Consider the following 26,396-nt stretch of genomic DNA (forward strand, 5'->3'; position numbering starts at 1 on the left):
TCCCTGAACACCCCCGCCCGCCCCGCCCCGCTGCCGCGCCGTATCGGCCTGCTGGGCGGCACGTTCGACCCGATCCACGACGGCCATCTGGCCCTCGCGCGCCGTTTCGCCGCGGTGCTCGACCTGACCGAGCTGGTGCTCCTGCCCGCCGGGCAGCCGTACCAGAAGCACGACGTGTCCGCCGCCGAGCACCGGCTCGCGATGACGCGCGCCGCCGCGCAGTCGCTCGTGCTGCCGGGCGTGTCGGTCAGCGTCGCGACCGACGAGATCGAACACGTCGGTCCGACCTACACGGTCGAGACCCTCGAGCGCTGGCGCGCGCGCATCGGCCCCGACGCGTCGCTGTCGCTGCTGATCGGCGCGGATCAACTGGTGCGGCTCGACACCTGGCGCGACTGGCGACGGCTGTTCTCGTTCGCGCACGTGTGCGCGTCGACCCGTCCCGGCTTCGACCTCGCGGCGGCGTCGCACGCGGTCGCGCAGGAAGTCGCCGCGCGGCAGGCGGGCGCCGACCTGCTCAAACGAACGCCGGCCGGCCATCTGCTGATCGATACGACGCTGGCGTTCGACATCGCCGCGACCGACATCCGCGCGCACCTGCGCGAATGCATCGCGCGGCGCGCACAGGTGCCCGACGCGTCGGCCGAACACGTGCCGCCCGCCGTCTGGACCTATATTCTTCAACATCGTCTCTACCACTCCTGATTCCATGGATATTCGCAAACTGCAGCGCGTGATCGTCGACGCTCTCGAAGACATCAAGGCGCAAGACATCAAGGTGTTCAACACGACCCACCTGACCGAACTGTTCGACCGCGTGATCGTCGCGTCCGGCACCTCGAACCGCCAGACCAAGGCGCTCGCGTCGAACGTGCGCGACAAGGTCAAGGAAGCCGGCGGCGACGTCGTCAGCTCCGAAGGCGAGGACACCGGCGAATGGGTGCTCGTCGACTGCGGCGACGCGGTCGTGCACATCCTGCAGCCGGCGCTGCGCCAGTACTACAACCTCGAGGAAATCTGGGGCGACAAGCCGGTGCGGATGAAGCTCGGCGGCGCGGGCGCGAACGGCGCCGCCGCGCAGGCTTCGGACGAGGACGAGGACGAGGAAGACGACACCGCCCGTCCGGCGCGCAAGACCCCGGCGCGCCGCCGCTAAGCCCGGCCGATGAAGCTTCACATCCTGGCGGTCGGGCACAAGATGCCCGGCTGGATCGCCGCCGGCTTCGACGAGTACGCGAAGCGCATGCCGCCCGAGCTGCGCATCGAGCTGCGCGAGATCAAGCCCGAGCTGCGCGCCGGCGGGCGCAGCGCCGAAAGCGTGATGGTGGCCGAACGGCAGAAGATCGAGGCCGCGCTGCCGAAGAACGCGCGCATCGTCGCGCTCGACGAGCGCGGCCGCGACTGGACCACGATGCAGCTCGCGCAGGCGCTGCCCGGCTGGCAGCAGGACGGCCGCGACGTCGCGTTCGTGATCGGCGGCGCTGACGGGCTCGATCCGGCGCTGAAGGCGCGCGCCGACCTGCTGCTGCGCATCTCCAGCATGACCCTGCCGCACGGGATGGTTCGCGTGCTGCTCGCCGAACAGCTTTACCGCGCGTGGAGCATCACGCAGAATCACCCTTACCACCGTGCCTGACGCGTCGTCCTCGCGACGCGCGGCGCGCGCCCAACGAGACTCACGACACCATGCCGTCCAGCGCTTTCCACGAGCTTTTCCCGTACGTCTACCTCGCGTCGCAAAGCCCGCGCCGCCAGGAGCTGCTGCAGCAGCTCGGCGTGCGCTTCGAACTGCTGCTGCCGCGTCCCGATGAGGATGCCGAAGCGCTCGAAGCCGAGCTGCCCGGCGAAGCGGCCGATCATTACGTGCTGCGCGTGTGCGCCGCGAAGGCCGCCGCGGCCCGCGACCGCCTCGTCGCGAGCGACCGCCCGGGCGCGCCGCTGATCGTCGCCGACACGACCGTGACGATCGACGGCGCGATCCTCGGCAAGCCGTCCGATCCGGCCGACGCGCTCGCCATGCTGACCCGTCTTGCCGGCCGCGATCACGAAGTGCTGACCGCGCTCGCCGTGATCGACGCGCACGGCGAGCGGCTGCCGCCCGCGCTGTCGCGCTCGACGGTGCGCTTCGGCGCCGCGTCCCGCGACGCGCTGCTGCGCTACGTCGAGAGCGGCGAGCCGTTCGGCAAGGCCGGCGCGTACGCGATCCAGGGCCGCGCCGCCGAATTCGTCGAGCGGATCGACGGTTCCCATTCGGGTATCATGGGTCTGCCCCTTTTTGAGACGGCGGCGCTTTTGCGAGCGGCGCGCGTCGACTTCTGAATCGCACCATGAACGAAGAAATCCTGATCAACATCACGCCGCAGGAAACGCGGGTCGCACTGGTCCAACAAGGCGCGGTGCAGGAGCTTCACGTCGAGCGCACGCTGTCGCGCGGACGGGTCGGCAACATCTATCTCGGCAAGGTCGTGCGGGTGTTGCCCGGCATGCAGTCGGCGTTCATCGACATCGGCCTCGAGCGCGCGGCGTTCCTGCACGTCGCCGACATCTGGCAGCCGCGCCTGCCCGGCGATCCGCAGACGGGCGCGGCGCACCAGCCGATCGAGAAGACGGTGTTCGAAGGCCAGACGCTGATGGTGCAGGTCATCAAGGACCCGATCGGCACCAAGGGCGCGCGGCTGTCGACGCAGGTCAGCATCGCGGGCCGCACGCTGGTCTACCTGCCGCAGGAGCCGCACATCGGCATCTCGCAGAAGATCGAGAGCGAGGCCGAGCGCGAGGCCGTGCGCGCGCGCCTGACCGCGGTGCTCCCGGCCGACGAGAAAGGCGGCTACATCGTGCGCACGATCGCCGAGGACGCGACGAGCGACGAGCTGGCCGCCGACGTCGCGTACCTGCGCAAGACCTGGGCGACAATCGTCGGGCTTGCGCAGCGGCTGCCCGCGACGAGCCTGCTGTATCAGGATCTCGACCTCGCGCAGCGCGTGCTGCGCGACTTTGCGAACGACGACACGACGCGCATCCAGGTCGATTCGCGCGAGACGCACCAGCGCCTCGCCGAATTCGCGGCCGAGTTCACGCCGGCCGTGAGCCCGAAGCTGCACCACTACACCGGCGAGCGGCCGCTCTATGACCTGTACAACATCGAGGCGGAAATCCAGCGCGCGCTGTCGCGGCGGGTCGACCTGAAGTCGGGCGGCTACCTGATGATCGACCAGACCGAGGCGATGACGACGATCGACGTGAACACCGGCGGCTACGTCGGTGCGCGCAACTTCGACGACACGATCTTCAAGACCAACCTCGAGGCGGCGCACACGATCGCGCGGCAACTGCGGCTGCGCAATCTCGGCGGGATCATCATCATCGACTTCATCGACATGGAGAACGCCGAGCATCGCGACGCGGTGCTCTCCGAGCTGAAGAAGGCGCTGTCGCGCGACCGCACGCGCGTGACGGTCAACGGCTTCTCGCAGCTCGGGCTCGTCGAGATGACCCGCAAGCGCACCCGCGAATCGCTCGCGCACGTGCTGTGCGAGCCGTGCCCGGTATGCCAGGGCAAGGGCCAGGTGAAGACCTCGCGCACGGTCTGCTACGACGTGCTGCGCGAGATCCTGCGCGAGTCGCGGCAGTTCAATCCGCGCGAATTCCGCGTGATCGCGTCGCAGCAGGTGATCGACCTGTTCCTCGACGAGGAGTCGCAGCATCTGGCGATGCTGATCGATTTCATCGGCAAGCCGGTGTCGTTGCAGGTCGAGTCGAATCTGAGCCAGGAGCAGTACGACATCGTCTTGATGTAGGGCTTGCGCTATCTCGCGCCGCGTCGTCCGCACGAGATGAATCCCTGATGTTTAATGCCACAGCCATGTGTGAAGCGCAAACTCCACTGCACAAAGAGAAGCCGTGCCCAAAACGGACAGCCACCCCAAAATCCTGATTCGTCGACTCATCGGGAACGTTCGCCGTGAATACCATGATGCGGCAGATTGTCGCATTTCATTTGATCCGATCATTGATTTCCATCAATGCCGGAGCCGGTATGCGCAGCAAACAACGGCCAACCCCGGCGTCAGCCCATGCCCTCGCCGAATGACGCGCCCGACGTCTTTTGCAGATCCTGCAATTGTTTATTAAGCAATCGTTTACCCCGAGCCGAACGGCGGGCCGCGTCCGCTACAGTAGCCTCAGTTCAACACCCGCTACCGGCATCCGCCTCACTTTCATCATGAAACCGCCCTACGGCCATTTGATCGCGGGATGCGCGATCGCAGTCGCCACGATCGCCGCCAGCGTCATCGCCTCGCTCAGTTCGTTCCCGCGCTGAGCGCCGCCATGCGCGGTTGGCAGCCGACGGCGGCGATTCGCGGCCGGCGCCCGCAGCCCCTGCGGCACCATCATGACCGCGCGGCCGGCACCCGGCTCCACGCCCGGACTGCCGTCTTTTTCGGCGCGACAGCGCAAGCATCCCGAGGGCGCACAAAAAACTTGCCAAATTTCCGGCGGGTGTGCATAATCTGCCCCCTCTTCCCCGATAGCTCAGCCGGTAGAGCGCCGGACTGTTAATCCGTAGGTCCCTGGTTCGAGCCCAGGTCGGGGAGCCAAGTAATGCGGGAGTAGCTCAGTTGGTAGAGCGCAACCTTGCCAAGGTTGAGGTCGCGAGTTCGAGACTCGTCTCCCGCTCCATTACACATGCCCACGTGGCCCGGCGGTAACGCCCTCCGCTGATGAAGGAGAGGCCGGCCGTTCGATCCTGCCCACGTGCGCCGCTGGCGAAGACGGCAACATTGCCGTTCCCCCTCCGCAAGATTCCCCGCTGTTTTTCTCCCGGTTCCGCTTCGGCGAACATGCGTCCGCCATTCCGTCGATCCACCGACCGAAACGGCATCTCGACGCCCGTCGTGCCCATCCGGCTCCGACGCCGGGAGGGTAAACAGCGAGCGGGTTTACCTGCCTCGAACGCGCGGCATTCGGGCGGTAGGATCAGTACTCCTGTTGGTTCAAGGTTTCTCTCAGCGAAGCTCGCCCGCGTCACGCGGGCATTTTTTTTCGGGCCACGCGCAATCGGGCGTGCGATCGGAAGCATCGAACGGTGTCAGTTGTGCTATCGTCGCCACCCAAAGCGAGGTGACGCACGATGAATCGTATTTTCATGACACGAACAGAAGCGCTGGAGCTCTTGATCAAGGCGCACCAGGCTGCTTCCGACAGGATCGAGGGGCATGCCGGGGCCGCGCTTGCGAGGATCGAAGCGCTGGATCACCTGCTGCTCGATGTTCGCGCGGGCCGGGTCACTGAATTTCGCGCGCCCGACGACACCCACGTCACCATCATGGATTGACCGGCTGACGGAACGCCCGGATACAGGTTCGCGACAGCGCCGCTTGCGAGCGGCCCCGCAGCAGCGGCTTATCCCGGCCAATGGAAAACGACAGCGGCAACGACAAGCATCGCCACCGACGTACATGCGATTGCCGCGAGCGCGCGCATGGCCTTCGCGCGCCGCATCGCGCGACGGCTTGCCGCCGGTGACTCGTAGTACTCGCCGAGGCCACCCGAATACAGCCTCTCCCAGCGAATCTCCATCTTCTCCTCCTCACCCCACACCGGAAACCATTCTGGTAGCGCTTCAATTCGATGCGCCACGGGAGAAAACCCTGACGCAGCCCACGCACGACTGACGACGTGCATGATTCAGCCACCGCCGCGAATGCGCGGCAGCGACTCGGCTCACGAATCGGCGAACCCGCGAAGCAAACAAATTGACGGATATCAAAAAAATAGCGGGATGCCATAAAGAATTCCGTCAACTATACGTAATGAATATGAAACCTTTGCAACCGCGGTCCTGAACCGGCGGGGCTTCGTTTCGCCCCGAAGTCATCGTTGACTGCCCGCTGCGCAGGTCGACGCATGCACTGCTGATCGTCACGGGCTGAAGAACGGGCGTTGCCCACGAGGCACGTCCGGATATCGCCCGGGTATCCATCCATCACCCTGCCATGCGCCACATGAATTTGAACGACATGAAGATCTCCACCCGGCTTGTGCTCGGATTCGGCATCCTGTCGCTATTGATCGCCCTGGTGGGCGCCATCTCGATGGTCAAGATCAACGCCGTCAGCGGCGCCTTCGACACCGTGGTCAATGAGCGCTACGTCAAGATCGCCGCGCTCAACGACATCAAGGGCGGCTTGAACCAGCAAGCCCGCTCGCTGCGCAACACGCTCATCATGAGCAACCCGGCCGACGTCAGGAGCGAGCTCGCGCTGCTCGCATCGGCCAGCAAGGACGTCGACGAACGCTGGGCCACGCTCAGCCCGACGATCCACGACGAAAAGGCGAAGGCGCTGCTTGCCAAGGCCATGCAGGCGCGCGCGGACTACGAAGCGACGTACGGAAAGTTCACGGGCCTGATTTCGGGCGGACAAGCCGACGAAGCCAGACATGTATTGCTGGACGAGATCCGGCCGCACCAGCTCGCCTACTTCGCTTCCGTCGACGACCTGATCGGCCGCCAGAAAGAACTGATGGACGGCTCCGCCAGTCAGGCATTCGACGCGGTCGGCAGCATGAAGGTCATCCTGCCGATATGCAGCGCGGTGGCGGTCGTGATCGCGGTCCTGATGGGCGTATGGATCATCCGGGCGGTCACGCGCCCGCTCGGCCAGGCCGTGGCGATCGCGCGCTCGGTCGCGGCCGGCGACCTGAGCATTCAGTTCGACGCCGCCGGCACCAACGAAACGGCCCAGCTGTTGCGCGCGCTGAAGGACATGCAGACGGCGCTGTCGGAGGTGGTGACCACCGTGCGGCAAAACGCCGAATCCGTGGCCACCGCGAGCGCGCAGATCGCCCAGGGCAACCAGGACCTGTCGCAGCGCACCGAAGAACAGGCCGCGTCCCTCGAGGAAACGGCCGCGAGCATGGAAGAGCTCACCGGCACGGTCCGCCAGAATGCCGAAAACGCGCAGCAGGCCAGCACGCTCGCGTCCACCGCGTCGGGCGTCGCGCGGCAAGGCGGCGAGATGGCGGGCCGCGTCGTCGAAACCATGCAGGGCATTTCCGCCAGCTCGTCGAAGATGGCCGAGATCATCGCCGTCATCGAAGGCATCGCGTTTCAGACCAACATCCTCGCGCTCAATGCGGCCGTCGAGGCGGCACGCGCCGGCGAGCAGGGACGCGGCTTCGCGGTCGTGGCGGGCGAGGTCCGCACGCTCGCCCAGCGCAGCGCGACGGCCGCCAGGGAAATCAAGGAGCTGATCACCGAGTCGGTCGGCCGGGTCGATCTCGGCGCGAAGCTCGTCGACGAAGCGGGCCGTACGATCCACGAGGTGGTTCACTCCGTGCAGCGCGTCACCGACATCATGAACGAAATCGCCGCGGCCTCCGAAGAGCAGCGCACCGGCATCGAACAGGTCAATACGGCGGTCGCGCAGATGGATCAGGTGACGCAGCAGAACGCCGCCCTCGTCGAGGAAGCGTCGGCCGCGGCGCAGTCGATGGTCCAGCAGGCGCAGACCTTGCGCGCGACGGTCGCGGTGTTCAAGGTGGCCGGGCACGCGCCGGACAACGCGCCCGCCGCCGCGGTGCCGGCCGCGGCCAGAAGCCGCACCGCTGCGGTGAAGAAGGCCGCGCGCCCCGCGATCGCGACGCCCGCGCCGCGCCCCGCCGTGGCGCAGCCTGCGGCGGAATCCGCCGGCGCCGCCGCATCCGACTGGGAAACGTTCTGACCCCTGGCGGCGCGCCGTGACGCGCCCCGCCGCCGGGGCCGCCCGCGCCGACGGCCGGCCCCGCTCACGCGACCGCGTTGGCGCGCGGCTCAAGTCACCTGATCGCTCGCGCGGGCATCGGTCTTCCCGGCAAGACGCGTTAAACTCTCCCCTCGCGTGGTGCGCCGCACGCACCCGCCTTCCATCGCCAGCAGCGGTCCCTCGCGTCCGCCCCGACCCCTGGAGTAAGTGCCACAATGAGCGGCGGCTTCCCGCATCCGGCTTCCCGCCTGTCCTCCCCGTCCCTGACGGCCTTCCTGGTTCTCGTTGCCCCCGCGCTGCTGTCCGGCTGCGGCATGCTGCCCACTCGCACCCCGCCCGCGCCGATCAGCGAAGCGCTCGTCGAGGCGGTCGAGGAAACGGCCGGCGAGCCGCTCACCCTGCCTCCGACGCCCGCGCCGCAGCAACCGGAAGCCGAGGCGCCGAAAAAGCCGCACCACGACGTGGTCCGGCCCCGGCCTGCGCAGCCGCCGGAGCCGGCGCCGCCTGCGCCGCCGCCGCCCGCGCCGCTCGTCGCGACGCGCACGCTCGATCGCAGCCAGGTCCGCGCGCTGCTCGACAGCGAAGTGCAGCGGCGCGGCGGCAAGGTGATCGGCCGCGCGGTCGACATGGTCGCCGACGCGAGCGGCAAGCCGCGCGAGATGATCGTGAACCTGCGGGGTTTCATGGGGATCGGCGACCGCAAGGTCAGCTTTCCGTGGAACGTGTTCCGCTTCACGCCGGGCGGCAAGCGCGAACCGATCGTGCTCGACGTGCCGGCCGGCGAGCTGCCGCCCGCGATTCGCCCGCGGATCGTGCCGTTGTCCGGCTCGCCCGCCGCCTCGCCCGCGACCCGGCTGCCGATGCTCGACAGCGACGTGGAGCGCCCCAACGGCACGAAGATCGGCCGCGTGGTCGACGTGCTGATCGACCGCGACGCGCAGCCTCTGGCGATCGTGCTCGACCTGGACGGATTCGTCGCGCCGGATCGCCGCGCGATCGCCGCGAACTGGTCGGCGCTGCGCTTCGTGACCCGCGACAAGACGCTGCGCGCGCAGCTCGACCTGAACGACGCCCAGATCAAGGCGACGCCGCCCTACGCGGCCGACAAGCCGGTCGTCGCCGTATCGCCGCCGGCCGCCGCCGCGCCGGCATCGTCCGCGAGCGCCACACGATGACGATCCGGCAAGCCGTCAGCCCGCGCAGCCTGAGAGCCCTCGACTGGCTCAATTTCTTCGTCGCGAACGTTCAGACCGGGTTCGGTCCCTTCATCGCGTCGTATCTCGCATCGCACAAGTGGACGCAGGGCGAGATCGGCATGGTGCTGTCGATCGGCACGATCAGCGCGATGGTGAGCCAGGTGCCCGGCGGCGCAGCCGTCGACGCGCTGAAGAACAAGAAAGGCGCAGCCGCCTGGGCGATCGCCGCGATCATCCTGTCCGCGGTGCTGCTCGCCGCCAGCCCGACGATCGTGCCGGTGATCGCCGCCGAGGTGTTCCACGGCTTCGCGAGCTGCATGCTCGTGCCGGCGATGGCGGCGATCTCGTTCTCGCTCGTCGGCCGCTCGAACCTGGGCGACCGGCTCGGCCGCAACGCGCGCTGGGCGTCGATCGGCAGTGCGGTCGCAGCCGGCCTGATGGGCCTCACCGGCGAGTATTTCTCCGCGCGCGCGGTGTTCTGGCTGACTGCGGTCCTCGCGCTGCCGGCGCTCGTCGCGCTGGCGATGATCCAGCCGACCCATACCGTCGCGCCGCACGTGCCGGCAAAGCGCGACGGCGACGAAAGCGAAGGCGAACGGCGCGAGACCCTGCTCGAATTGCTGCGCGACCGCCGCATGCTGATCTTCGCCGCATGCATCGTGCTGTTCCACCTGTCGAATGCGGCGATGCTGAACCTCGCCGCCGGCGAAGTGACGGCCGGCATGGGCGACAACGTGCAGCTCGTGATCGCCGCATGCATCGTCGTGCCGCAGGCGATCGTCGCGATGCTGTCGCCGTGGGTAGGCCGCTCGTCGCAGCGCTGGGGCCGCCGGCCGATCCTGCTGCTCGGCTTCGCCGCGCTGCCGGTGCGCGCGCTGCTGTTCGCGGGCGTGAGCAGCCCGTATCTGCTGGTGCCGGTGCAGATGCTCGACGGCATCAGCGCCGCGGTGTTCGGCGTGATGCTGCCGCTGATCGCCGCCGACGTCGCGGGCGGCAAGGGCCGCTACAACCTCTGCATCGGCCTGTTCGGCCTCGCCGCCGGCATCGGCGCGACGCTCAGCACCGCGGCCGCCGGCTTCGTCGCCGATCGCTTCGGCAACGCGACCAGCTTCTTCGGGCTGGCCGGCGCGGGCGCGCTCGCCGTGCTGCTGGTCTGGCTCGGCATGCCGGAAACGCGCGTCGACAACGGCGCCGACCCGGCCGACGCCGCCGATTCCGCGGGCGCCCCGGCCGAGCAGGCACGCTGATGCGAGCCGCGCGCCGGTGGCGCGCGGCGAAAGACTGCCAGTCCATGGAAACAATGAAAGCACTCAACCAAACCCGGCGGCAGATCCAGCAGTCGGTGCTGGACCTGTTCAAGGGGCTGTCGTTCAGCCAGCGCGTCGCGCAGGGCGCGCTGATGGCGCTGCAGGCCGTCTGCGGCGCGTGCCTCGCGTACGGCATCGGCCGCGCGCTGCACACCGAACAGGCCGTCTGGGCGGCGATCACCGCGATCGCGGTGACACAGCACAACTACGCGGACACCATGGCGCTGTCGCGCGACCAGTTCATCGGTGCGATGGCCGGCGGGCTGCTCGGCTTCGCCGGCGCGGCGTTCGGCGGCGGACATCTCGTCGCGTACGCAATCACCATCGCGGTCGTGATCGTCTGCTGCTGGTGCCTGAACGTCGGCAGCGCCGCGCGGCTCGGCGGCGTCACGGCGACCATCGTGCTGCTGTTTCCGGTGGATGGCCCGCTGTGGGACGTTCCGCTCGTGCGGCTCGGGGAAGTGACGCTCGGCACCGTCTGCGCGCTCACGGTCAGCTGGGGGCTGTCGCGCATCGAACGGTACTGGGTCAGCCGCCCGTAGCGGGCGGCGAGGGTCCGGCCGCCGCTGCGTGCTGCCTGACGCCCGGCGCCAGGCAGCACGCGCGCGGGCGCGTTACGGCCCGATCCGCAGCACGATGCCGGAGCCGATCTGCACCAGCAGGTAATCTCCGCCGATGCCGACCCAGTGATAGCCTCGCGGCGGCTGGCTCAGGTGATATTCGCGCCAGTCGTCGATCACATACTGGCGATCGCGGTATTCGGCAGGCAGCCGGTCGCCGCGGTGCCATTCGCGGTACTCGCCGGGGCCTGGGCCGGGGCCTTCGTCGTGACGCATCTGGCCCGGCTGCATCCGCATCGGCTCGCGGCCGTGGTCCATGCGGTGATCGCCCGGCCCGCGCTCCATGCGATGATCGGCCGGCCCGTGATGCATGTCGCCCTCGTCGGGCCCGTGGGGCTGGGCCAGCGCGAGCGAGGCGGCGGTGCTGCCCGCCGCGATCAGTGCCATCCACATCATGCGTTGCATCTTCATTGCGTGTTTCCTCGTTGGTATCAGGACGAATGAATCGACTGCGGCATGCGCGGACAAGCCTAGCACAACGGGGCGACGCGGCGCGTGCGCGCGGCAGGATGCCGCGCGCTCCGGGTCAGGCCGTCTGCTGCTGGTACTGGATGCGGTGCAGATGCGCGTACAGGCCGCCGCGCTGCAGCAGCGCGGCGTGGCTGCCCTCCTCGGCGATCTTGCCGGCCTCGAGCACGAGGATGCGGTCGGCGCGCTCGATGGTCGACAGCCGGTGCGCGATCACGAGCGTCGTGCGGCCCTCCATCAGCCGCTCGAGCGCCGCCTGCACATGCCGCTCCGATTCCGAATCGAGCGCCGACGTCGCCTCGTCGAGAATCAGGATCGGCGCATCCTTGTAGATCGCGCGCGCGATCGCAAGACGCTGCCGCTGTCCGCCGGACAGCCGCATCCCGTTGCCGCCGACGATCGTGTCGAGTCCGTCGGGCATCGCCGCGACCGCGTCCGCGAGATTCGCCGCCTCGAGCGCCGCCTGCACGCGCGCGCGATCGGGCGTCTGCCCGTACGCGACGTTCGCGGCGATCGTGTCGTTGAACAGCACGACGTCCTGGCTGACCATCGCCATCTGGCTGCGCAACGCATGGAGGTCGTAATCGGCCGTCGGCACGCCGTCGAGCAGGATCGCGCCGCCGGTCGGATCGAAGAAGCGCGGCAGTAGGTTCACGAGCGTCGTCTTGCCGCTGCCGGACGGCCCCGCGAGCGCGACCATCTCGCCCGGCGCGACCTTGAACGAGATCGCGTCGAGCGTGGGCCGCTCGGACGCGCCGTAATCGAACGACACGTCGCGGAACTCGATCTCGCCGCGCGCATGCGGCAGCGGCCGGCCGCCGCCTTGCGGCTCGACCGGCTCGTCGATCAGCCCGAAGATCAGCTCGGCCGCGGTCATGCCGCGCTGCAGCGGCTGGTTGACGTCGATCAGGTGCTTGAGCGGCGAGATCACGAGCAGCATCGACGTGACGAACGCGACGAAGCCGCCGACCGTCGTCTGGTCGTTCGACGACTGCACGACCGCGATCGTGATCACGACCGCGAGCGCGATCGACGCAAGAAACTGCGTGAGCGGCTGCGCGAGACCGCCCGAAACCGTCATGCGCATCGCATAGCCGCGCAGGCGCTTGCTCATCGCGGTGAAGCGGTCGAGCTCGTACGGCTCGCCGTTGTGCACCTTGACGACCTTGTAGCCGGCGACCGTTTCCTCGACGATGTACGACAGCTCGTTGGTGAGCGTCTGGTGCTCGCGGTTGAGCCGCCGCAGGCGCCGGTTGATCTTGCTGACGAGCCAGCCGATGCCCGGCAGGATCACCGCGACGATCAGCGTCAGGCGCCAGTTCAGGTAGAACAGGTAGCCGAGCAGGAAGATCACCGTCAGCGAATCGCGCACGAGCGTGACCATCACGCCGGTCAGCACCGACAGGATCTGGTTGACCTCGAAGACGATCGCGTTGATCACCGTGCTCGCGTTCTCGCGCTGGAAGAACGACGCGCCCGTGTGGATCATCCGCTCGAACATCTTGAGCCGCAGTTGCAGCAGGATGCGGTTCGAGACGTAGTTGAGCAGGTAGTTCGACGCGTATTGCGACACGGCGCGCACGAACGCGAGGCCGATCACCGCGGCCGGCACGTACCACTTCGCGCGGTCGCTGCCGTGCGAGCCGAAGCCGTGGTCGAGGAGCGGCTTGAGCAGCGCCGGGATCCCCGCCTCCGTCGCCGCGACGACGCCCATCGTCATGACGGCGAGCACCACGATGCCGACGAGCGGCCTGATGTACGGCCACAGGCGCTTGAGGACCGTGGCGGGCGACGTGCCGGCCTCGTCCATGGGTTTGCGAAGCGTGTTCTGAGTGTCCAAGGCGATCATTCCTGAGCCGCGGCGCGGCGCCCGGCGCGCGGATCGCCCGGGGCCCGATCGCGCCGGGCGGGTGCCGAAAAGGCCCGACATTATAGCCGCACCGCCTCCGCCGCCACGGAGGGCCGCGGGTATACTGCCGCTCACCGTACCCTCCGCGCACCTGACGACTACATGGCAGAACCCACCCTCGGCGTCGCCCTCATCGCCCTCAACGCATCCGCGCGGCTCGCGCAATGCCTCGACGCGCTGGCGTTCGCCGACGACGTCGTCGTAATCGACGGCGGCAGCACCGACGACACCGTCGCGATCGCCCGCGCGCACGGCGCCCGCGTGATCGCGCAGCCCGACTGGCCCGGCTTCGGCGCGCAGAAGAACCGCGCGCTCGACGCGCTCGCCACCGACTGGATCCTGTCGATCGACACCGACGAGATCGTCAGCCCGGAGCTCGCGCAGTCGATCCGCGCGGCGCTCCGCGCGCCGGCCGCACAGGTCTATGCGCTCGACCGGCTGTCGAGCTTCTGCGGCCAGTGGGTCCGTCACAGCGGCTGGTATCCGGACTGGGTGCCGCGCCTGTTCAGGCGCGGCGCGGCGCGCTTCTCCGACGACCTCGTGCATGAACGGCTGGTGTTCGACACGCCCGCGCAACGCCTCGCGGGCAAGCTGATGCACTACTCGTACGAGGACTTCGAGACCGTCGTGCGCAAGCTCGACGCGTATTCGACGGCGGGCGCCCGGCAGCGGCGCGCGGCCGGCCAGCGCGGCGGCTTCGGCAAGGCGCTCGCGCGCGGCGCGTGGGCCTTCGTACGGACCTACCTTCTGCGGCGCGGGTTCCTCGACGGGCGGGCCGGCTTCATGATCGCCGTGTTCAACGCCGAGACCGTCTACTACCGCTTCCTGAAACTCGGCCACGAACCGGCCCGCTGACGCGCGGCCGGCGGCGGCGCGCAGGCGCCGCGGCGGTACAATGCCGCCCTGCCCGCGCGCCGCGCGCGCACATCGGCGAGGCCGCGCAACGACGCGCCCCGACACGACGACCACCGATTCCGACCGCCATGTTCTCCATCATCATCCCGACCTGGAACAACCTGCCTTACCTCAAGCTCGTCGTCGACAGCCTGCGCCGGCATTCCGCGTACGAGCATCAGATCATCGTGCACGTGAACGACGGCGCCGACGGCACGCTCGACTGGGTGCGGGAACAGGGCATCGAACACACCGCGTCGCCGGCGAACATCGGCATCTGCCATGCGGTGAACCTCGCCGCGGCGCGCGCGACGCGCGAGTACGTCGTCTACATGAACGACGACATGTACTGCTGCCCCGGCTGGGACGCCGCGCTCGCGCGCCGCATCGCGCAGATGCCGGGCGACCTCTTCATGCTGTCCGGAACGATGGTCGAGCCGGTCGACACGCGCAATCCGTGCGTCGTGGTCGCCGATTTCGGCCGGGACGCCGGGCATTTCGATGCGGACGGCCTCGTCGCCGCCGCGCCGCGCCTCGCGCGCGCCGACTGGCTCGGCTCGACCTGGCCGCCGACGCTCGTGCACCGCGACTGGTGGAACCGCATCGGCGGCTACAGCAGCGAACTCTCCCCGGGGATGAGCAGCGACAACGACTTCTCGATGAAATTCTGGGATGCCGGCTGCCGGATCTTCCTCGGCGTCGGCGACAGCCTCGTCTACCACTTCCAGCAGAAGAGCACCGGCAAGATCGTCAAGAACGACGGCCGCCGCCAGTTCCTCAACAAGTGGGGCATGACGCAGGCGACCTTCGACCGCTACTACCTGCACCGCGGCAAGCCGGCGGGCGAGCGCGTCGCGCTCGACACGCCGGTCGTCGAAGGCAAGCTGCGGCGCGCGCTGCTGCGCTCCCGGATCAAGCGGGCTTTCAGCTGATTTGCGCGCGATCCCGGGCGGTCCCGCGCGGAATCGCCCGGGGCGTTCGCGCTTCGCCGCGAACAGGCGCTCGCCGGGCGCGGCTCAGTTCGACCCGGCGCGCCGCAATTGCGACGTATCGACGACAGCCGCCGCGCCGGGCGCGGCCAGCCCGAGCATCTCGGCCGCCGCGGCCTTCACGCGCTCCGTGCCCAGATTGACGAGGCAGTCGCTGCGGCTCTCGACCTGACGCTCGCATCCCTCGTGCCGGCACGGCACGCAATCGCCCTCTCCCTGCAGCAGATAGACGTTCCCGTGCCGGCCGGAGCCGCGCAGCGGCCACGGATTTTCGGTCGCCGGCCAATGCTGCGGCCACGGCCCCCAACGCACCGGATCGGACGGCCCGAACAGCGCGATGGTGTCGGTGCCGGTCGCCGCGGCGACGTGCGTCGCGCCGGTATCGGGCCCGATGAACAGACGCGCGCGCCGCACCAGTTCGGCGCTCTCGCCGAACGTCAGGCGGCCGACGAGATTCAGCACGTCGCCGCCCGCCTCGGCCGCGACCTGCGCCGCGTAATCACGCTCGCCGGCGGCGGGGCCGCCCGACAGCGCGACCGCGAAGCCCTGCCCGCGCAGCCAGTCGATCATCTCGACCCAGCCGTCGCGCCGCCATTGCTTGTACGTGAACATCGGATACGGATGCAGGACGACGAGCGGCTTGCCGTCGCGAATCGCGGGCGACTCGGCGAGCCACGCGTCGAACCGCGCGCGCCGCGCGGGATCGTCGCCGATGCCGGGCGCGACCACCTCGGAAACCGGCTCGATGCCGATCACCGGCGCGAGCGCGAGCGTGCTGACGACCGTATGCGCGGACTGGTGATGATTGATTGCGATGCCGTGCAGCATCATCCGCGTCAGCCAGGTGACGCGCTCGGGATCGACCAGGCCGACCCGCTTGCGGCCCGCGAACCAGCTGTAGAAGCGCGGCCGGTCCGAACTGAGCGCGGCGCAGGCGAGGTCGTAGCGGCGCCACATCGACATCGCGTCGCGCAGCCGCTCGCGGAACCCGGCGCGCTGCGCGACGACGATCACGCGGCGCACGTCCGGGTTGTGCTCCAGCACGCCTTCGGTGCCGCGGAACACCAGCATGTCGATCTGCGCGTCCGGCCAGCGGGCCTTCAGCGAGCGCACGAGCGGCGTCGTGAGCAGCACGTCGCCGATACGGCGCGGCGCGGCGACGAGGATGGTTCTGGGCGGGCGGGCGGAAGAAAACAGGGCCACGGCAATCGATCCGTCTAGCAGGCGAGCAGGGCTCGCCATGTACAGGGGGTTTCCGGCGCCCGAAGGCGCCTGGTGTTCAATACGCGATCTCGACCGTGCTGCCGTTGAACGCCGCGCGCAACTCGGTAAGCAGCGTGTCGCTCGGCTTCACGCGCCACGCGTCGCCGAGACGCATCTCGCCTTGCGCGCGCGCGTTGCTGTAATGGATCTGCACTGCGAGTCCGTTCGGCAAGGGCGGCGGCGGCGACCGGCGGCCGCCGTCGCGTCCGCCGCGCGGCGCGGGCGCCTCGACGGCGGGCGCGGCCGGCTCGTCCTTCGCGACGTGCGGCTCGAGCACGCGCCGCAGCACGGCGGCATCGGCGTTGCCGTTCATCGTCAGCCGCACCGACTGCGCGTAGCGGCTGCGGGCGCGCTCGAGATCCATCACCGTCTCGGCCGTGAAGCGGATGCCGCCGGTGAACGCGTCGTTGCGCGCCTGCCCCTGCACGATCAGCAGCTCGTCTTCCTTGAAGAGCGCCTTGTGCGCCTCGAACACCTCGTTGAAGATCGTGATCTCGCACTGGCCCGAGCCGTCGTCGAGCAGCGCGATCAGCATCTTGCCGCGCTGGGTCATCTGCGTGCGCAGCGACGCGATGACGCCCGCCACGAGCTTGTCGCGGCCTTCCTTCAGCTCGCCGACCTTCTGCCGCACGAAGCGGCGCACTTCGTCGCGATACGCGTCGAACAGGTGGCCCGACAGGTAGAAGCCGAGCGCGCCCTTCTCTTCCTGCAGCCGGCGCTTGTCGTCCCACGCCGGCTCGTCGACCAGCTCGTGGACATGGCCGGGTTCGCCGCCGATGTCGAACAGGCCCGCCTGCAGCGCGTTGGCGGCTGCCTGCTCGGCGGCCTCCATCGCGAGCGGCACCGATGCGATCAGCTGCGCGCGGTTCGCGTGCAGCGAATCCAGCGCGCCGGCGCGGATCAGCGCCTCGATCGTGCGGCGGTTCACGACGCGGCGGTCGATCCGCTCGCAGAAGTCGAACAGGTCGGTGAACGGCTTTTCCTCGCGCGCGCGCAGGATCTCCTCGATCGCGTTCTGGCCGCTGCCCTTCACCGCGCCGAGGCCATAGCGGATCGTGCGCGAGCGCTTGCCGTCCGGCTCGGCGACCGGCTCGAAGCGGTACGCCGAGTGGTTGACGTCGGGCGGCAGCACCACGATCTGGTTGACGAGACAGTCTTCGAACAGGATCTTGACCTTGTCCGTGTCGTCCATCGCGAGGCTCATGTTGGCCGCCATGAATTCGGCGGGATGATGCGCCTTCAGCCACGCGGTGTAGTACGCGAGCAGCGCGTAGGCCGCCGCGTGCGACTTGTTGAAGCCGTAGCCCGCGAACTTCTCCATCAGGTCGAAGATCTCGTCAGCCTTCTCCGACGCGAGACCGTTCTTCGCCGCGCCCGCGCGGAACAGCTCGCGGTGCTCGGCCATCTCCTCGGCCTTTTTCTTGCCCATCGCGCGGCGCAGCAAGTCCGCGCCGCCGAGCGAGTAGCCGCCGATGATCTGCGCCATCTGCATCACCTGCTCCTGATAGACCATGATGCCGTAGGTCTCTTTCAGGACGGGCTCGACGCGCGGATCGGGATACTCGACCTTCTCGCGGCCGTGCTTGCGCGCGCAGAAGCTCGGGATCAGGTCCATCGGCCCCGGGCGGTACAGCGACACGAGCGCGATGATGTCCTCGAAGCGGTCCGGCTGCGCGTCCTTCAGCATGCCCTGCATGCCGCGGCTTTCCAGCTGGAACACGGCGACCGTGTTCGCCTTCTTGAGGATCTGGAACGACGCAGGATCGTCGAGCGGCACCTCCGCGAGCGACCAGTCGGCCTTCGCCGGATCGAGCCGGCGGATGTAGCGCTCGGCCCAGTCGAGGATCGTCAGCGTCGTGAGACCCAGAAAGTCGAACTTCACGAGGCCGACCGCTTCGACGTCGTCCTTGTCGTACTGGCTGACGACGCCGCTGTCGTCGCCCTGCGTATAGAGCGGGCAGAAGTCGGTCAGCTTGCCGGGCGCGATCAGCACGCCGCCCGCGTGCATCCCGACGTTGCGCGTCAGCCCTTCGACGCGCTGCGCGAGGTCGAGCAGCTGGTGGACTTCGTCCTCGTTGTCGTAGCGCTCCTGCAGCAGCGGCTCTTCCTTCATCGCGTCGGCGATCGTCACGTGCTTGCCCGGCTTGAACGGGATCAGCTTCGCGATGCCGTCGGTGAACATGTAGCCGAGGTCGAGCACGCGGCCGATGTCGCGCACGGCCGCCTTCGCGGCCATCGTGCCGAACGTCGCGATCTGCGACACCGCGTCCGCGCCGTACTTGCCCTTCACGTACTGGATCACGCGGTCGCGGCCTTCCTGGCAGAAGTCGATGTCGAAGTCGGGCATCGACACCCGCTCCGGGTTCAGGAAGCGCTCGAACAGCAGGTTGTAGCGCAGCGGATCGAGATCGGTGATGCCGAGCGCATACGCGACCAGCGAGCCCGCGCCCGAGCCCCGCCCCGGCCCGACCGGCACGCCGTTGTTCTTCGCCCAGTTGATGAAGTCCGCGACGATCAGGAAGTAGCCCGGGAACCCCATCTTGGTGATGGTCCCGCATTCGAAGTCGAGGCGCCTGTAGTACGTCTCGCGCTGCGCGTCGCGTTCCGCCGCGTCCGGATACAGCTGTTCGAGGCGCTTTTCGAGCCCTTCCTTCGACAGCTGGATCAGGTAGTCGTCGAGCGACATGCCGTCAGGCGTCGGGAACAGCGGCAGCTTCGGCTTGCCCAGCTCGAGGGTCAGGTTGCAGCGCTTCGCGATCTCGACGGTGTTCGCGAGCGCGGACGGCAGGTCGGCGAACAGCGCGGCCATGCGCTCCTGCGTGCAGAAGAACTGATCGGTCGTGAAGCGCTTCTGGCGCCGCGGGTTCGCGAGGATGTCGCCTTCCGAGATGCACACGCGCGCCTCGTGCGCGGTGAAATCGTCGGAGATCATGAACTGCAGCGGATGGGTCGCGACGACCGGCAGCTTCAGCGATGCGGCGAGCGTCACCGCCTGCTGGATGTACGCCTCGGCGCCCGGCTGGCCGTAACGCTGCAGCTCGATGTAGAAGCCGCCGGGGAAGCACGCCGCCCAGCGCTGCGCGTGACGGCGCGCCGCGTCCTCGTTGCCGGCGGCGAGTGCCATGCCGATGTCGCCGTGCTGCGCGCCCGACAGCGCGAGGAGGCCTTGCGCCAGCTCCGTCTCGAGCCATTGCGCGTCGATCTCGGCGCGGCCGCGGTACTGGTTCGTGAGCCACGCCTTGGTGAGCAGCTCGCACAGGTTCAGGTAGCCGCGCTTGTCCTTGACGAGCAGCAGCAGCCGGGACGGCTTGTCCCGATCGTCCGGATTGGCGATCCAGACGTCGCACCCGGCGATCGGCTTGATGCCCTTGCCACGGGCTTCCTTGTAGAAACGGACGAGGCCGAACGCGTTGCCGAGATCGGTCAGGGCGAGCGCGCCCTGACCGTCGGCGGCGGCCGCCTTGACGATGTCGTCGAGGCGCACGATGCCGTCGGCAATCGAGAATTCGGAGTGGACGCGGAGATGGACGAAGCGGGGATCTGACATGGGCGTTATTGTAGCCGTCCCGTCGCGGAGGCTGCCCAAAAAATCCCGGCGCCGGCCGTTCGGCCGATCCCCGCGGCCACGCGCCGAGCCGCCGGCCGTACGGCAGATTGGCGGCCCGGGCTCCGTTTGCGGGATAATGGCGGTTTCCGATTCATCCGCCCCGGCGTCGCACCCTTTTTATGCGTGCGCCCGTGCCCCATTGCACGGCCGCGGCCGCTTTCTCGTCCGATCATCATGCGTATCGTCAATCTCTCCGCCTATCACTTCGCATCGCTCGACGCGACCGAGCACATGCGCCCGCTCGTCACCGCCCGCTGCAACGAACTCGGCCTGCGCGGCACGATCCTGCTCGCGCCGGAAGGCATCAACATGTTCATCGCCGGCCCGCGCGAGTCGACGGACGCGTTCATCGACTACATCCGCCACGATCCGCTGTTCGAGGGCAAGTTTGCGGGCGTGCAGTTCAAGGAGAGCCTGTCCGACTCGCAGCCGTTCCGCCGCATGCTCGTGCGCCTGAAGCGCGAAATCATCACGATGAAGAAGCCCGCGATCAAGCCGGAACTCGGCCGCGCGCCGTCCGTCGACGCGCGCACGCTGAAGGCGTGGCTCGACCGCGGCCACGACGACGAAGGCCGTCCGGTCGTGATGCTCGACACGCGCAACGCGTTCGAGGTCGACGTCGGCACGTTCGACGACGCGCTCGACTACCGGATCAGCAAGTTCAGCGAATTCCCCGGCGTGATCGAGGCGAACCGCGCGGATCTCGAAGGCAAGACGGTGGTGTCGTTCTGCACGGGCGGCATCCGCTGCGAGAAGGCCGCGATCCACATGAAGGAGGTCGGCATCGATCACGTCTACCAGCTCGAAGGCGGCATCCTCAAGTATTTCGAGGAAGTCGGCGGCGCGCACTATCACGGCGACTGCTTCGTGTTCGACTACCGCACCGCGCTCAACCCGCAGCTCGCGCCCACCGAGAACGTCACCTGCTTCGCGTGCCGCGCGGTCGTCACGCCGGACGCGCAGCAATCGCCGAGCTACGTGCCGGGCACGTCGTGCCCGGCCTGCGCCACCGCGCACGCGGCCTGAGCGCCGCCCGGCACGCCGTCCGATGAACGGTTATCGCGGCCGTTTCGCGCCGTCGCCGACCGGCCCGCTGCACTTCGGCTCGCTCGTCGGCGCGCTCGCGAGCTGGCTCGACGCGCGCGCGCACCACGGCGCGTGGCTGGTGCGCATCGAGGATCTCGACGGCCCGCGCACGGTGCCGGGCGCGGACGCGGACATTCTCGCGACGCTCGCGCATTTCGGCATGACGCCGGACGAGCCACCCGTCTGGCAGAGCCGGCGCGACGCGCACTACGCGGCGGCGCTCGCGCGGCTGCAGGCGGCCGGGCTCGTCTATCCGTGCGGCTGCACGCGCAAGGAAATCGCCGATTCGCTGCGCGCGGCGCATGAGCGCCACACGACGCTCGCCTATCCCGGCACCTGCCGCGCGGGCCTGCACGGCAAGCCCGCGCGCGCGTGGCGGCTGCGCGTGCCGGACGGCGACGCCGCGATCGTTACGTTCGACGACCGCTGGCAGAGGACGCAGACGCAGAACCTCGCGACCGAGGTCGGCGACTTCGTCCTCAAGCGGGCGGACGGGCAATGGGCGTACCAGCTCGCGGTCGTCGTCGACGACGCCGACGCGGGCATCACGCATGTCGTGCGCGGCGCCGACCTGCTCGACTCCACTGCGCGACAGATCTACCTGCAACGCTGCCTCGGCGTGCCGACGCCGACGTATCTGCACGTGCCGGTCGTCGTCGACGCGCACGGCGAAAAGCTCAGCAAGCAGACCGGCGCGACCGCGCTCGAGTGCAGCGATCCGCTGCCCGCGCTGCGGGCCGCGGCCGCGCACCTCGGCCTCGCGCTCGACGGCGCAGCGCCGGACATGCCGCTCGACGCGTTCTACGCGGCCGCCACGGCGGCGTGGGCAAGGCGGTTCGGCCCGCAGGCGGACTAGGGTTCGCCGTCAATTGACGCGGACGGTCATGGCGGCGGGGCAGAAAAAACAACGATCAATGACCTCGAATTCGTCCATTCAATCGACCGCGCGAGTCCCAATCTGATGCGCTATCGCCTGACTCGCAGACATATCCCCAAGGCCGTGCGGACTATGCGCAAGGCGGGCGGCATTCCCCTCGACGTCAGCAAAATTCCTGAAAGCGGGGGTGGCGGTTAGCTGGCAAGACCTAGGTAGGGTGCGACGTAGGGCTCGCCATAGAACAGGACTGCGCACAACGTCGACGCGAAAAATGCGATGCCCCATCGACGCCTCGACCATCGACTAAACGCTGTCGCGTTCAAAGCAGCGAACGCGACAGCCGGCCATAGCAGCGTCGCAAGCATGCCCCACAGGAACTTCGCATGCGATGTGCAATGTTCCATGTCGTTGCAACTGGTCGCATGCGATTTCACCTCGGGCCAATGGATTCGATTGAGGACGTAGACGGTCGCCCATGTGACGAGCAATCCCCATACGAACCCCAGCATAACGAGCGCTATACGCTTCATTTCACTTCCCAGAATACTTGGTGCGAAGGATAATCGGTTAGACCATATAGGTGGCAAGATGAAACAGGATTGCCAGCAAGGTCACAACGGCGAACGCGATGCGCCATTTACGCAGCGACCAACGCCGATAGGCAATCGCATTGAGCGCGGCAAAGACAACTGACGGCCATAGCAGAATAAATAGCATGGTCACGACTAGACCGGCGTGCGACGCGCAAGATTCCCCACAACCGACTGCGGGGGATGATGGTTTTGGCCAATCAATGCGGTTGAAAACAAAGAATGATGCCCCTGTCACTAGCAGTCCCCACACGAAGCCTAGAACAGCGAAAGCCATACGCTTCATTTCACTTCCCAGAAAAGAATTTCTTTGGATTCCGATAGGTCTGATATCCAGTTCTCGTTCCTGCCGGGAAGAAGCCAAGACCGTGGGTCCGGCATCGTTCGCCTACCAAGACGAAACCGCCAGAACGATGCAAAGGACGGTGTAAGCGTATCTTTGTTCCACAGGTCGATGTGACCGCCGCTCAGTGTGTCGGCTGAGTCGCCATCCTGTCGCCAATAGCCGAAGAAGTAGATGACACCGGTTCGACCTTTTATCTTGTCTTGCCAATCCTGACCGGTGATGTTTTCGGGTTTGCCGAGCCCTAGGAACGGGCGAAGCTTTAACCATTCAGCCAGCTCGTAAGCGCGCGTCGCTGTCGCTTTTCCGCCAAGAATCAGGCGGCCTAGCGTTTTTTTGCCGGGCATCGGCTGTAACACATTTTGAGAAAACGACTTCATGTCGCTTCCGACGTTGTGGAATGTGACGCTCATGCGAATGGCGCATTGGTTCTCATACTGGCCGGTGGGGTCGTCGTAGGGGTCTTTCTTCGGGTACGCGTTCCAAAGCTCCTGAAAGGACAGCGCTTGAAGCTGCACGTGCTTCTTTGATTTTGGTGCGTCGGTCGTGCGAACCTTCGTGGCTGGATTAGGCATGGCTTACCCCGCCGTGTTGTTTCGCAATGGCTTCGTCTCCCCAATAGACGGTGTAGTCTCCGGACGCATCGCCCGTATGGACGCGCGGTAGCTCGCCGCTCGCGTCGAGCACGCCGGAATGTACGCGTCCGTCCGCCGTCTCGATGTAATAGGGGTAGCCCTCCGATTCGTTGACAGCGCCGCCGCTTACCTTCGTCGCGACTTGCTCGTCAAACGCGCCTTTCTTGACCGACGCGACGCCGCCCGTTGTCGTGCGGGTCGAAACGACTTCTCCGAGGCCCTTTAGCCCATCATCGCACCATGCTTCACCGGCTAGTAACGCAATGATGCTCGGTGGCGTCGAGCAACCGCACAGGACGATATCGCGGTCCAGTGCGACCTCCCCCTGAAATTTGAGCCGATACGGCCCGCCGGCCTTTGCGATGATGCCGGTGCTTTGGCATGCGGTGCAGAACGCGCTACCGCCAATCAGTGCTGCTTGATGCCCGTGCACCAGGAAGGGCGGCCCGCCGTATGGGTTAATTGTCCCGCCGGTTGAAAGACTATCTCCAACAACTGCAATGCGTCGATTCATCGTTTGGCCCTCTCAGAGAGCCATCATCGTAGCTGTACGGCGCGAGGATCTATCTTGATATTGTTCGAGATGCTTGAAGTGGCGAGTTTCCTACCAGCGCCTGTTTTCGATGGACACCGCTGCATCGCTTAGAATAACTAACATAAATGAACACGGTACGCGGTGGTCTGTATCGCGCCGCGCATGCCAAGAAAAAACGGGCGCATGCTCATCGCATGCGCCCGTTTCATCGCTTACTCGCGTAACCGTCAATCGTTCACGCGGAAGGCTTGCGCGGCATCCCGAAACCGCCGAGCAGCGCGGCCACCTGCCGCTTCGGCTTCTTCTCCGGCTGCACGGGCTGCGCTTCCTCGGCCCGCTTCGACGGCGCCGACGCCTCGTACGGCTTCAGGAAAAAATCGTCGACCGGCGCCTCGTGGCGGCGATGGTGACCGCGTTCGCGCTCGCGCTCGCCCCCGGCGGCCGGCCGGCGGCTGCCCGATGCGCCGCGATGCTCGTCGCGCTCGCGGCGGCCGCCGCGATCGTCGTGGCGCGGACGCGACGGCTTGTCGAGCGCCAGCGTCTGCATCTCGAGCGGCCGCTTGATCAGCTTCTCGATGTCCGCAAGCTGCTTGCGCTCGTTCGGGCTGCACAGCGACAGCGCGTCGCCCGTCGCCCCGGCGCGGCCGGTACGGCCGATCCGGTGCACGTAGTCCTCGGCGCTGAACGGCAGGTCGAAGTTGATCACCGCCGGCAGCTCGGCGATGTCGAGCCCGCGCGCGGCCACGTCGGTCGCGACCAGCGCCTCGATCTCGCCGCGCTTGAACGCGTCAAGCGCCTGCATCCGCTCGATCTGCGTCTTGTCGCCGTGAATCGCCGACGCGACCACGCCGTCGCGCTCGAGCTGGCGCGCGAGGCGGCTCGCGCCGATCTTGCTGTTGCAGAACACGATCACCTGCTTCAGCGAACGGCCGCGCATCAGCTGCACGACGGCCGCCTGCTTGTCGCCCTCGGCGACGTCGTAGACGATCTGCGTGACGTTTGCGTTCGTCGAGTTGCTGCGCGCGACCTCGATCGTCTGCGGATTGCGCAGGTAGGTCGACGCGAGCTTCTTGATCTCCGGCGAGAACGTCGCGGAGAACAGCAGCGTCTGGCGCTCCTTCGGCAGCAGGTTCAGGATCCGCTGCAGATCCGGCAGGAAGCCCATGTCGAGCATCCGGTCGGCTTCGTCGAGCACGAGCATCTGCACCTGGCCGAGATTCGCCGTCTTCTGCTGGACGTGGTCGAGCAGGCGGCCCGGCGTCGCGATCAGGATCTCGACGCCGCGTCGCAGCTGGGCCATCTGCGGATTCATGTCGACGCCGCCGAACACGACCGCGCTGCGCAGCGGCGTGTGCTTCGCGTATGAATGCACGTTGGCCGCGACCTGGTCGGCGAGCTCGCGGGTCGGCGTAAGGATCAGCGCGCGCACCGGGTGGCGCGCCGGCGACGCGCTCGTGTTGGCTTGCGGCAACAGGCGCTGGAGGATCGGCAGCGAGAAGCTCGCGGTCTTGCCGGTGCCCGTTTGCGCGGCGCCCATGACGTCGCGGCCGGCGAGCACGACCGGAATCGCCGTCGCCTGGATCGGCGTCGGCTTCGTATAGCCCTGCTCCGTAATGGCTTTCAGGATGTCGGCGGCAAGGCCGAATTGATCGAAGGTTGCGTCGACTGGCGTGGCAACAGAATCGGACATGGTGGCGTATCGCTCAAAAGGCGCGGCGGGACATCTCGCGTCAGACCGGCCCGGCGGGCCGCTGCGCAATAACACTTCGGAATGAAGACGGAGCCGCGGCGCGCCGCGCCGCCCCGGCGCTCGGGCCGTGCGGGCTCCGTCCGGCGCGAATGCCGGCGGAAAGGGCCATATTGTAGCACCGCACGGCCGAGAACCCGTGACAACCCGGACATGCGCCGCCGCCGGCGCGCCGCACGCCGGTCGGGCCGCCGTTCAGTCCGCCGTCTTCTTGCCCGCGATCTCGACGCAGCCGGACAACAGCGGCGGCGCCTTCTCGTCGGCGATCTCGTCACGCAGCGTCGCCTCCCTGCCCTTCGTCCACCAGATGTAGCGTCCGGCCTGATAGCGCACGCCGGACGCCGCCACGGTGTCGACGAACAGGAAGCGCTCGCCGTTCACGGGCACGAGCGCGAAGCTCTGGCCGTCGGCGGCGAGCCAGTACGACACGCGCACCGGCCGCTTCTCGTTCTCGCACTGGTAGGCGATCGTGCGGCGGGTGCCGGCGTCGAGTTCTCCGACTGTCAGCGGCGCAGCGTGCGCGGCGGAAGCGGCCAGCCCGGCGAACGCGAGCGCGGCGAATGACGACCGATGCATGCGGAATCT

The 26,396-nt window shown here is 67.8% G+C and carries 26 protein-coding genes and 2 tRNA genes; 18 read left to right on the top strand and 10 right to left on the bottom strand.

All coding sequences use genetic code 11. The annotated features are described in order from the left end of the window. Nucleotides 1-3 precede the first annotated feature (3 nt). The 9 genes from LIG30_RS07060 (at nt 4) to LIG30_RS07100 (ending at nt 5,335) form a co-directional block, all read left to right on the top strand. Nucleotides 4-705, top strand: a complete 702-nt coding sequence (locus LIG30_RS07060) for a nicotinate-nucleotide adenylyltransferase (RefSeq protein WP_051994907.1) — start codon at nt 4-6, stop codon at nt 703-705. A gap of 4 nt (nt 706-709) precedes the next feature. Then, complete coding sequence (gene rsfS / locus LIG30_RS07065; protein ID WP_038710826.1) at nt 710-1,156, top strand: ribosome silencing factor; 447 nt, start codon at nt 710-712, stop codon at nt 1,154-1,156. A 9-nt stretch (nt 1,157-1,165) separates the two neighbouring features. Beyond that, on the top strand, nt 1,166-1,636 hold the full coding sequence (gene rlmH, locus LIG30_RS07070; RefSeq protein WP_038710827.1) for a 23S rRNA (pseudouridine(1915)-N(3))-methyltransferase RlmH: 471 nt from the start codon (nt 1,166-1,168) through the stop codon (nt 1,634-1,636). Nucleotides 1,637-1,686: 50 nt separating this feature from the next. Continuing rightward, nucleotides 1,687-2,319, top strand: coding sequence for a Maf family protein (locus LIG30_RS07075; RefSeq protein ID WP_038710828.1), 633 nt, complete (start codon nt 1,687-1,689; stop codon nt 2,317-2,319). Nucleotides 2,320-2,327: 8 nt separating this feature from the next. Next, on the top strand, nt 2,328-3,797 hold the full coding sequence (rng, locus tag LIG30_RS07080) for a ribonuclease G (protein WP_038710829.1): 1,470 nt from the start codon (nt 2,328-2,330) through the stop codon (nt 3,795-3,797). 308 nt (nt 3,798-4,105) lie between these two features. Next, nucleotides 4,106-4,321, top strand: a complete 216-nt coding sequence (locus LIG30_RS26085; RefSeq protein WP_152986025.1) for a hypothetical protein — start codon at nt 4,106-4,108, stop codon at nt 4,319-4,321. Nucleotides 4,322-4,522: 201 nt separating this feature from the next. Continuing rightward, a tRNA-Asn gene (locus LIG30_RS07090) sits at nt 4,523-4,598 on the top strand. 6 nt (nt 4,599-4,604) lie between these two features. After that, nucleotides 4,605-4,680: transfer RNA gene (locus tag LIG30_RS07095), tRNA-Gly, on the top strand. A 451-nt stretch (nt 4,681-5,131) separates the two neighbouring features. Next, nucleotides 5,132-5,335 (top strand): hypothetical protein, encoded by a 204-nt coding sequence (locus LIG30_RS07100; protein ID WP_038710833.1) that lies wholly within the window; start codon nt 5,132-5,134, stop codon nt 5,333-5,335. Nucleotides 5,336-5,403: 68 nt separating this feature from the next. On the opposite strand, the gene LIG30_RS07105 is transcribed toward LIG30_RS07100, so the two are convergent. Continuing rightward, nucleotides 5,404-5,685 carry a hypothetical protein gene (locus LIG30_RS07105; RefSeq protein WP_152986026.1) on the bottom strand — a complete coding sequence of 94 codons (282 nt, stop codon included), beginning with the start codon at nt 5,683-5,685 and terminating at the stop codon, nt 5,404-5,406. Between the two features lie 335 nt (nt 5,686-6,020). Here LIG30_RS07105 and LIG30_RS27515 point away from each other — a divergent pair, with 335 nt between their 5' ends. The 4 genes from LIG30_RS27515 (at nt 6,021) to LIG30_RS07125 (ending at nt 10,790) form a co-directional block, all read left to right on the top strand. Further along, nucleotides 6,021-7,724 (top strand): methyl-accepting chemotaxis protein, encoded by a 1,704-nt coding sequence (locus LIG30_RS27515; protein WP_038710915.1) that lies wholly within the window; start codon nt 6,021-6,023, stop codon nt 7,722-7,724. 236 nt (nt 7,725-7,960) lie between these two features. Then, nucleotides 7,961-8,920, top strand: a complete 960-nt coding sequence (locus tag LIG30_RS07115) for a PRC-barrel domain-containing protein (protein WP_038710835.1) — start codon at nt 7,961-7,963, stop codon at nt 8,918-8,920. After that, nucleotides 8,917-10,188, top strand: a complete 1,272-nt coding sequence (locus LIG30_RS07120) for an MFS transporter (RefSeq protein ID WP_038710836.1) — start codon at nt 8,917-8,919, stop codon at nt 10,186-10,188. The genes LIG30_RS07115 and LIG30_RS07120 overlap by 4 nt, the downstream gene beginning before the upstream one ends. Before the next feature lie 44 nt (nt 10,189-10,232). After that, entirely contained in the window at nt 10,233-10,790 is a 558-nt protein-coding gene (locus LIG30_RS07125; RefSeq protein ID WP_038710917.1) for an FUSC family protein, read from the top strand. A gap of 72 nt (nt 10,791-10,862) precedes the next feature. Here LIG30_RS07125 and LIG30_RS07130 read toward each other — a convergent pair whose 3' ends face one another. Beyond that, nucleotides 10,863-11,279 (bottom strand): RcnB family protein, encoded by a 417-nt coding sequence (locus tag LIG30_RS07130; RefSeq protein ID WP_038710838.1) that lies wholly within the window; start codon nt 11,277-11,279, stop codon nt 10,863-10,865. A gap of 115 nt (nt 11,280-11,394) precedes the next feature. Further along, on the bottom strand, nt 11,395-13,146 hold the full coding sequence (msbA, locus tag LIG30_RS07135; protein ID WP_235510233.1) for a lipid A export permease/ATP-binding protein MsbA: 1,752 nt from the start codon (nt 13,144-13,146) through the stop codon (nt 11,395-11,397). A gap of 201 nt (nt 13,147-13,347) precedes the next feature. Here msbA and LIG30_RS07140 point away from each other — a divergent pair, with 201 nt between their 5' ends. After that, nucleotides 13,348-14,100, top strand: coding sequence for a glycosyltransferase family 2 protein (locus LIG30_RS07140; RefSeq protein WP_038710842.1), 753 nt, complete (start codon nt 13,348-13,350; stop codon nt 14,098-14,100). A gap of 128 nt (nt 14,101-14,228) precedes the next feature. Further along, on the top strand, nt 14,229-15,071 hold the full coding sequence (locus LIG30_RS07145; RefSeq protein ID WP_038710844.1) for a glycosyltransferase family 2 protein: 843 nt from the start codon (nt 14,229-14,231) through the stop codon (nt 15,069-15,071). Nucleotides 15,072-15,155: 84 nt separating this feature from the next. Here LIG30_RS07145 and LIG30_RS07150 read toward each other — a convergent pair whose 3' ends face one another. Together LIG30_RS07150 and dnaE are read right to left on the bottom strand one after the other, a co-directional pair. Beyond that, entirely contained in the window at nt 15,156-16,331 is a 1,176-nt protein-coding gene (locus LIG30_RS07150; RefSeq protein ID WP_038710846.1) for a glycosyltransferase family 9 protein, read from the bottom strand. Between the two features lie 76 nt (nt 16,332-16,407). After that, entirely contained in the window at nt 16,408-19,938 is a 3,531-nt protein-coding gene (dnaE, locus tag LIG30_RS07155) for a DNA polymerase III subunit alpha (protein WP_038710847.1), read from the bottom strand. Nucleotides 19,939-20,172: 234 nt separating this feature from the next. On the opposite strand from dnaE, the gene LIG30_RS07160 reads away from it, so the two are divergent. From LIG30_RS07160 to LIG30_RS25125, 3 genes are read left to right on the top strand one after another with little or no spacing between them, the layout of a single operon-like run. After that, complete coding sequence (locus tag LIG30_RS07160) at nt 20,173-21,024, top strand: sulfurtransferase (protein WP_038710848.1); 852 nt, start codon at nt 20,173-20,175, stop codon at nt 21,022-21,024. A 22-nt stretch (nt 21,025-21,046) separates the two neighbouring features. Further along, on the top strand, nt 21,047-21,940 hold the full coding sequence (gene gluQRS, locus LIG30_RS07165) for a tRNA glutamyl-Q(34) synthetase GluQRS (RefSeq protein ID WP_038710850.1): 894 nt from the start codon (nt 21,047-21,049) through the stop codon (nt 21,938-21,940). Nucleotides 21,941-21,952: 12 nt separating this feature from the next. Beyond that, nucleotides 21,953-22,159: a type VI secretion system tube protein Hcp gene (locus LIG30_RS25125; RefSeq protein ID WP_083493940.1), complete on the top strand. Its 207-nt coding sequence runs from the start codon at nt 21,953-21,955 to the stop codon at nt 22,157-22,159. Nucleotides 22,160-22,528: 369 nt separating this feature from the next. Here the strand turns inward: LIG30_RS25125 and LIG30_RS07175 are convergent, their stop codons facing one another. From LIG30_RS07175 to LIG30_RS07195, 5 genes are all read right to left on the bottom strand, one after another. Then, on the bottom strand, nt 22,529-22,837 hold the full coding sequence (locus tag LIG30_RS07175) for a hypothetical protein (protein ID WP_038710852.1): 309 nt from the start codon (nt 22,835-22,837) through the stop codon (nt 22,529-22,531). Further along, complete coding sequence (locus LIG30_RS07180; protein ID WP_038710854.1) at nt 22,834-23,469, bottom strand: type VI secretion system amidase effector protein Tae4; 636 nt, start codon at nt 23,467-23,469, stop codon at nt 22,834-22,836. Before LIG30_RS07180 ends, LIG30_RS07175 begins: the two co-directional genes overlap by 4 nt. After that, the gene (locus LIG30_RS07185; RefSeq protein ID WP_038710856.1) at nt 23,462-24,043 is read right to left on the bottom strand and encodes a PAAR domain-containing protein; all 582 of its coding nucleotides are present in this window, start codon (nt 24,041-24,043) and stop codon (nt 23,462-23,464) included. The genes LIG30_RS07180 and LIG30_RS07185 overlap by 8 nt, the downstream gene beginning before the upstream one ends. 256 nt (nt 24,044-24,299) lie before the next feature. Continuing rightward, nucleotides 24,300-25,754, bottom strand: a complete 1,455-nt coding sequence (locus tag LIG30_RS07190) for a DEAD/DEAH box helicase (RefSeq protein WP_038710857.1) — start codon at nt 25,752-25,754, stop codon at nt 24,300-24,302. A gap of 252 nt (nt 25,755-26,006) precedes the next feature. Next, entirely contained in the window at nt 26,007-26,387 is a 381-nt protein-coding gene (locus LIG30_RS07195) for an MliC family protein (RefSeq protein WP_038710858.1), read from the bottom strand. Between the last annotated feature and the right edge of the window lie 9 nt (nt 26,388-26,396).

The sequence above is a fragment of the Burkholderia sp. lig30 genome, assembly GCF_000687455.2.
Lineage (GTDB): Bacteria > Pseudomonadota > Gammaproteobacteria > Burkholderiales > Burkholderiaceae > Burkholderia.

Coding starts and splice junctions, on each gene's coding strand:
- rsfS (WP_038710826.1), top strand. CDS start 710: ATGGATATTCGCAAACTGCAGCGCGTGATCGTCGACGCTCTCGAAGAC.
- rlmH (WP_038710827.1), top strand. CDS start 1,166: ATGAAGCTTCACATCCTGGCGGTCGGGCACAAGATGCCCGGCTGGATC.
- LIG30_RS07075 (WP_038710828.1), top strand. CDS start 1,687: ATGCCGTCCAGCGCTTTCCACGAGCTTTTCCCGTACGTCTACCTCGCG.
- rng (WP_038710829.1), top strand. CDS start 2,328: ATGAACGAAGAAATCCTGATCAACATCACGCCGCAGGAAACGCGGGTC.
- LIG30_RS07100 (WP_038710833.1), top strand. CDS start 5,132: ATGAATCGTATTTTCATGACACGAACAGAAGCGCTGGAGCTCTTGATC.
- LIG30_RS07105 (WP_152986026.1), bottom strand. CDS start 5,685: ATGCACGTCGTCAGTCGTGCGTGGGCTGCGTCAGGGTTTTCTCCCGTG.
- LIG30_RS27515 (WP_038710915.1), top strand. CDS start 6,021: ATGAAGATCTCCACCCGGCTTGTGCTCGGATTCGGCATCCTGTCGCTA.
- LIG30_RS07115 (WP_038710835.1), top strand. CDS start 7,961: ATGAGCGGCGGCTTCCCGCATCCGGCTTCCCGCCTGTCCTCCCCGTCC.
- LIG30_RS07120 (WP_038710836.1), top strand. CDS start 8,917: ATGACGATCCGGCAAGCCGTCAGCCCGCGCAGCCTGAGAGCCCTCGAC.
- LIG30_RS07125 (WP_038710917.1), top strand. CDS start 10,233: ATGGAAACAATGAAAGCACTCAACCAAACCCGGCGGCAGATCCAGCAG.
- LIG30_RS07130 (WP_038710838.1), bottom strand. CDS start 11,279: ATGAAGATGCAACGCATGATGTGGATGGCACTGATCGCGGCGGGCAGC.
- msbA (WP_235510233.1), bottom strand. CDS start 13,146: ATGGACGAGGCCGGCACGTCGCCCGCCACGGTCCTCAAGCGCCTGTGG.
- LIG30_RS07140 (WP_038710842.1), top strand. CDS start 13,348: ATGGCAGAACCCACCCTCGGCGTCGCCCTCATCGCCCTCAACGCATCC.
- LIG30_RS07145 (WP_038710844.1), top strand. CDS start 14,229: ATGTTCTCCATCATCATCCCGACCTGGAACAACCTGCCTTACCTCAAG.
- dnaE (WP_038710847.1), bottom strand. CDS start 19,938: ATGTCAGATCCCCGCTTCGTCCATCTCCGCGTCCACTCCGAATTCTCG.
- LIG30_RS07160 (WP_038710848.1), top strand. CDS start 20,173: ATGCGTATCGTCAATCTCTCCGCCTATCACTTCGCATCGCTCGACGCG.
- gluQRS (WP_038710850.1), top strand. CDS start 21,047: ATGAACGGTTATCGCGGCCGTTTCGCGCCGTCGCCGACCGGCCCGCTG.
- LIG30_RS07175 (WP_038710852.1), bottom strand. CDS start 22,837: ATGAAGCGTATGGCTTTCGCTGTTCTAGGCTTCGTGTGGGGACTGCTA.
- LIG30_RS07180 (WP_038710854.1), bottom strand. CDS start 23,469: ATGCCTAATCCAGCCACGAAGGTTCGCACGACCGACGCACCAAAATCA.
- LIG30_RS07185 (WP_038710856.1), bottom strand. CDS start 24,043: ATGAATCGACGCATTGCAGTTGTTGGAGATAGTCTTTCAACCGGCGGG.
- LIG30_RS07190 (WP_038710857.1), bottom strand. CDS start 25,754: ATGTCCGATTCTGTTGCCACGCCAGTCGACGCAACCTTCGATCAATTC.
- LIG30_RS07195 (WP_038710858.1), bottom strand. CDS start 26,387: ATGCATCGGTCGTCATTCGCCGCGCTCGCGTTCGCCGGGCTGGCCGCT.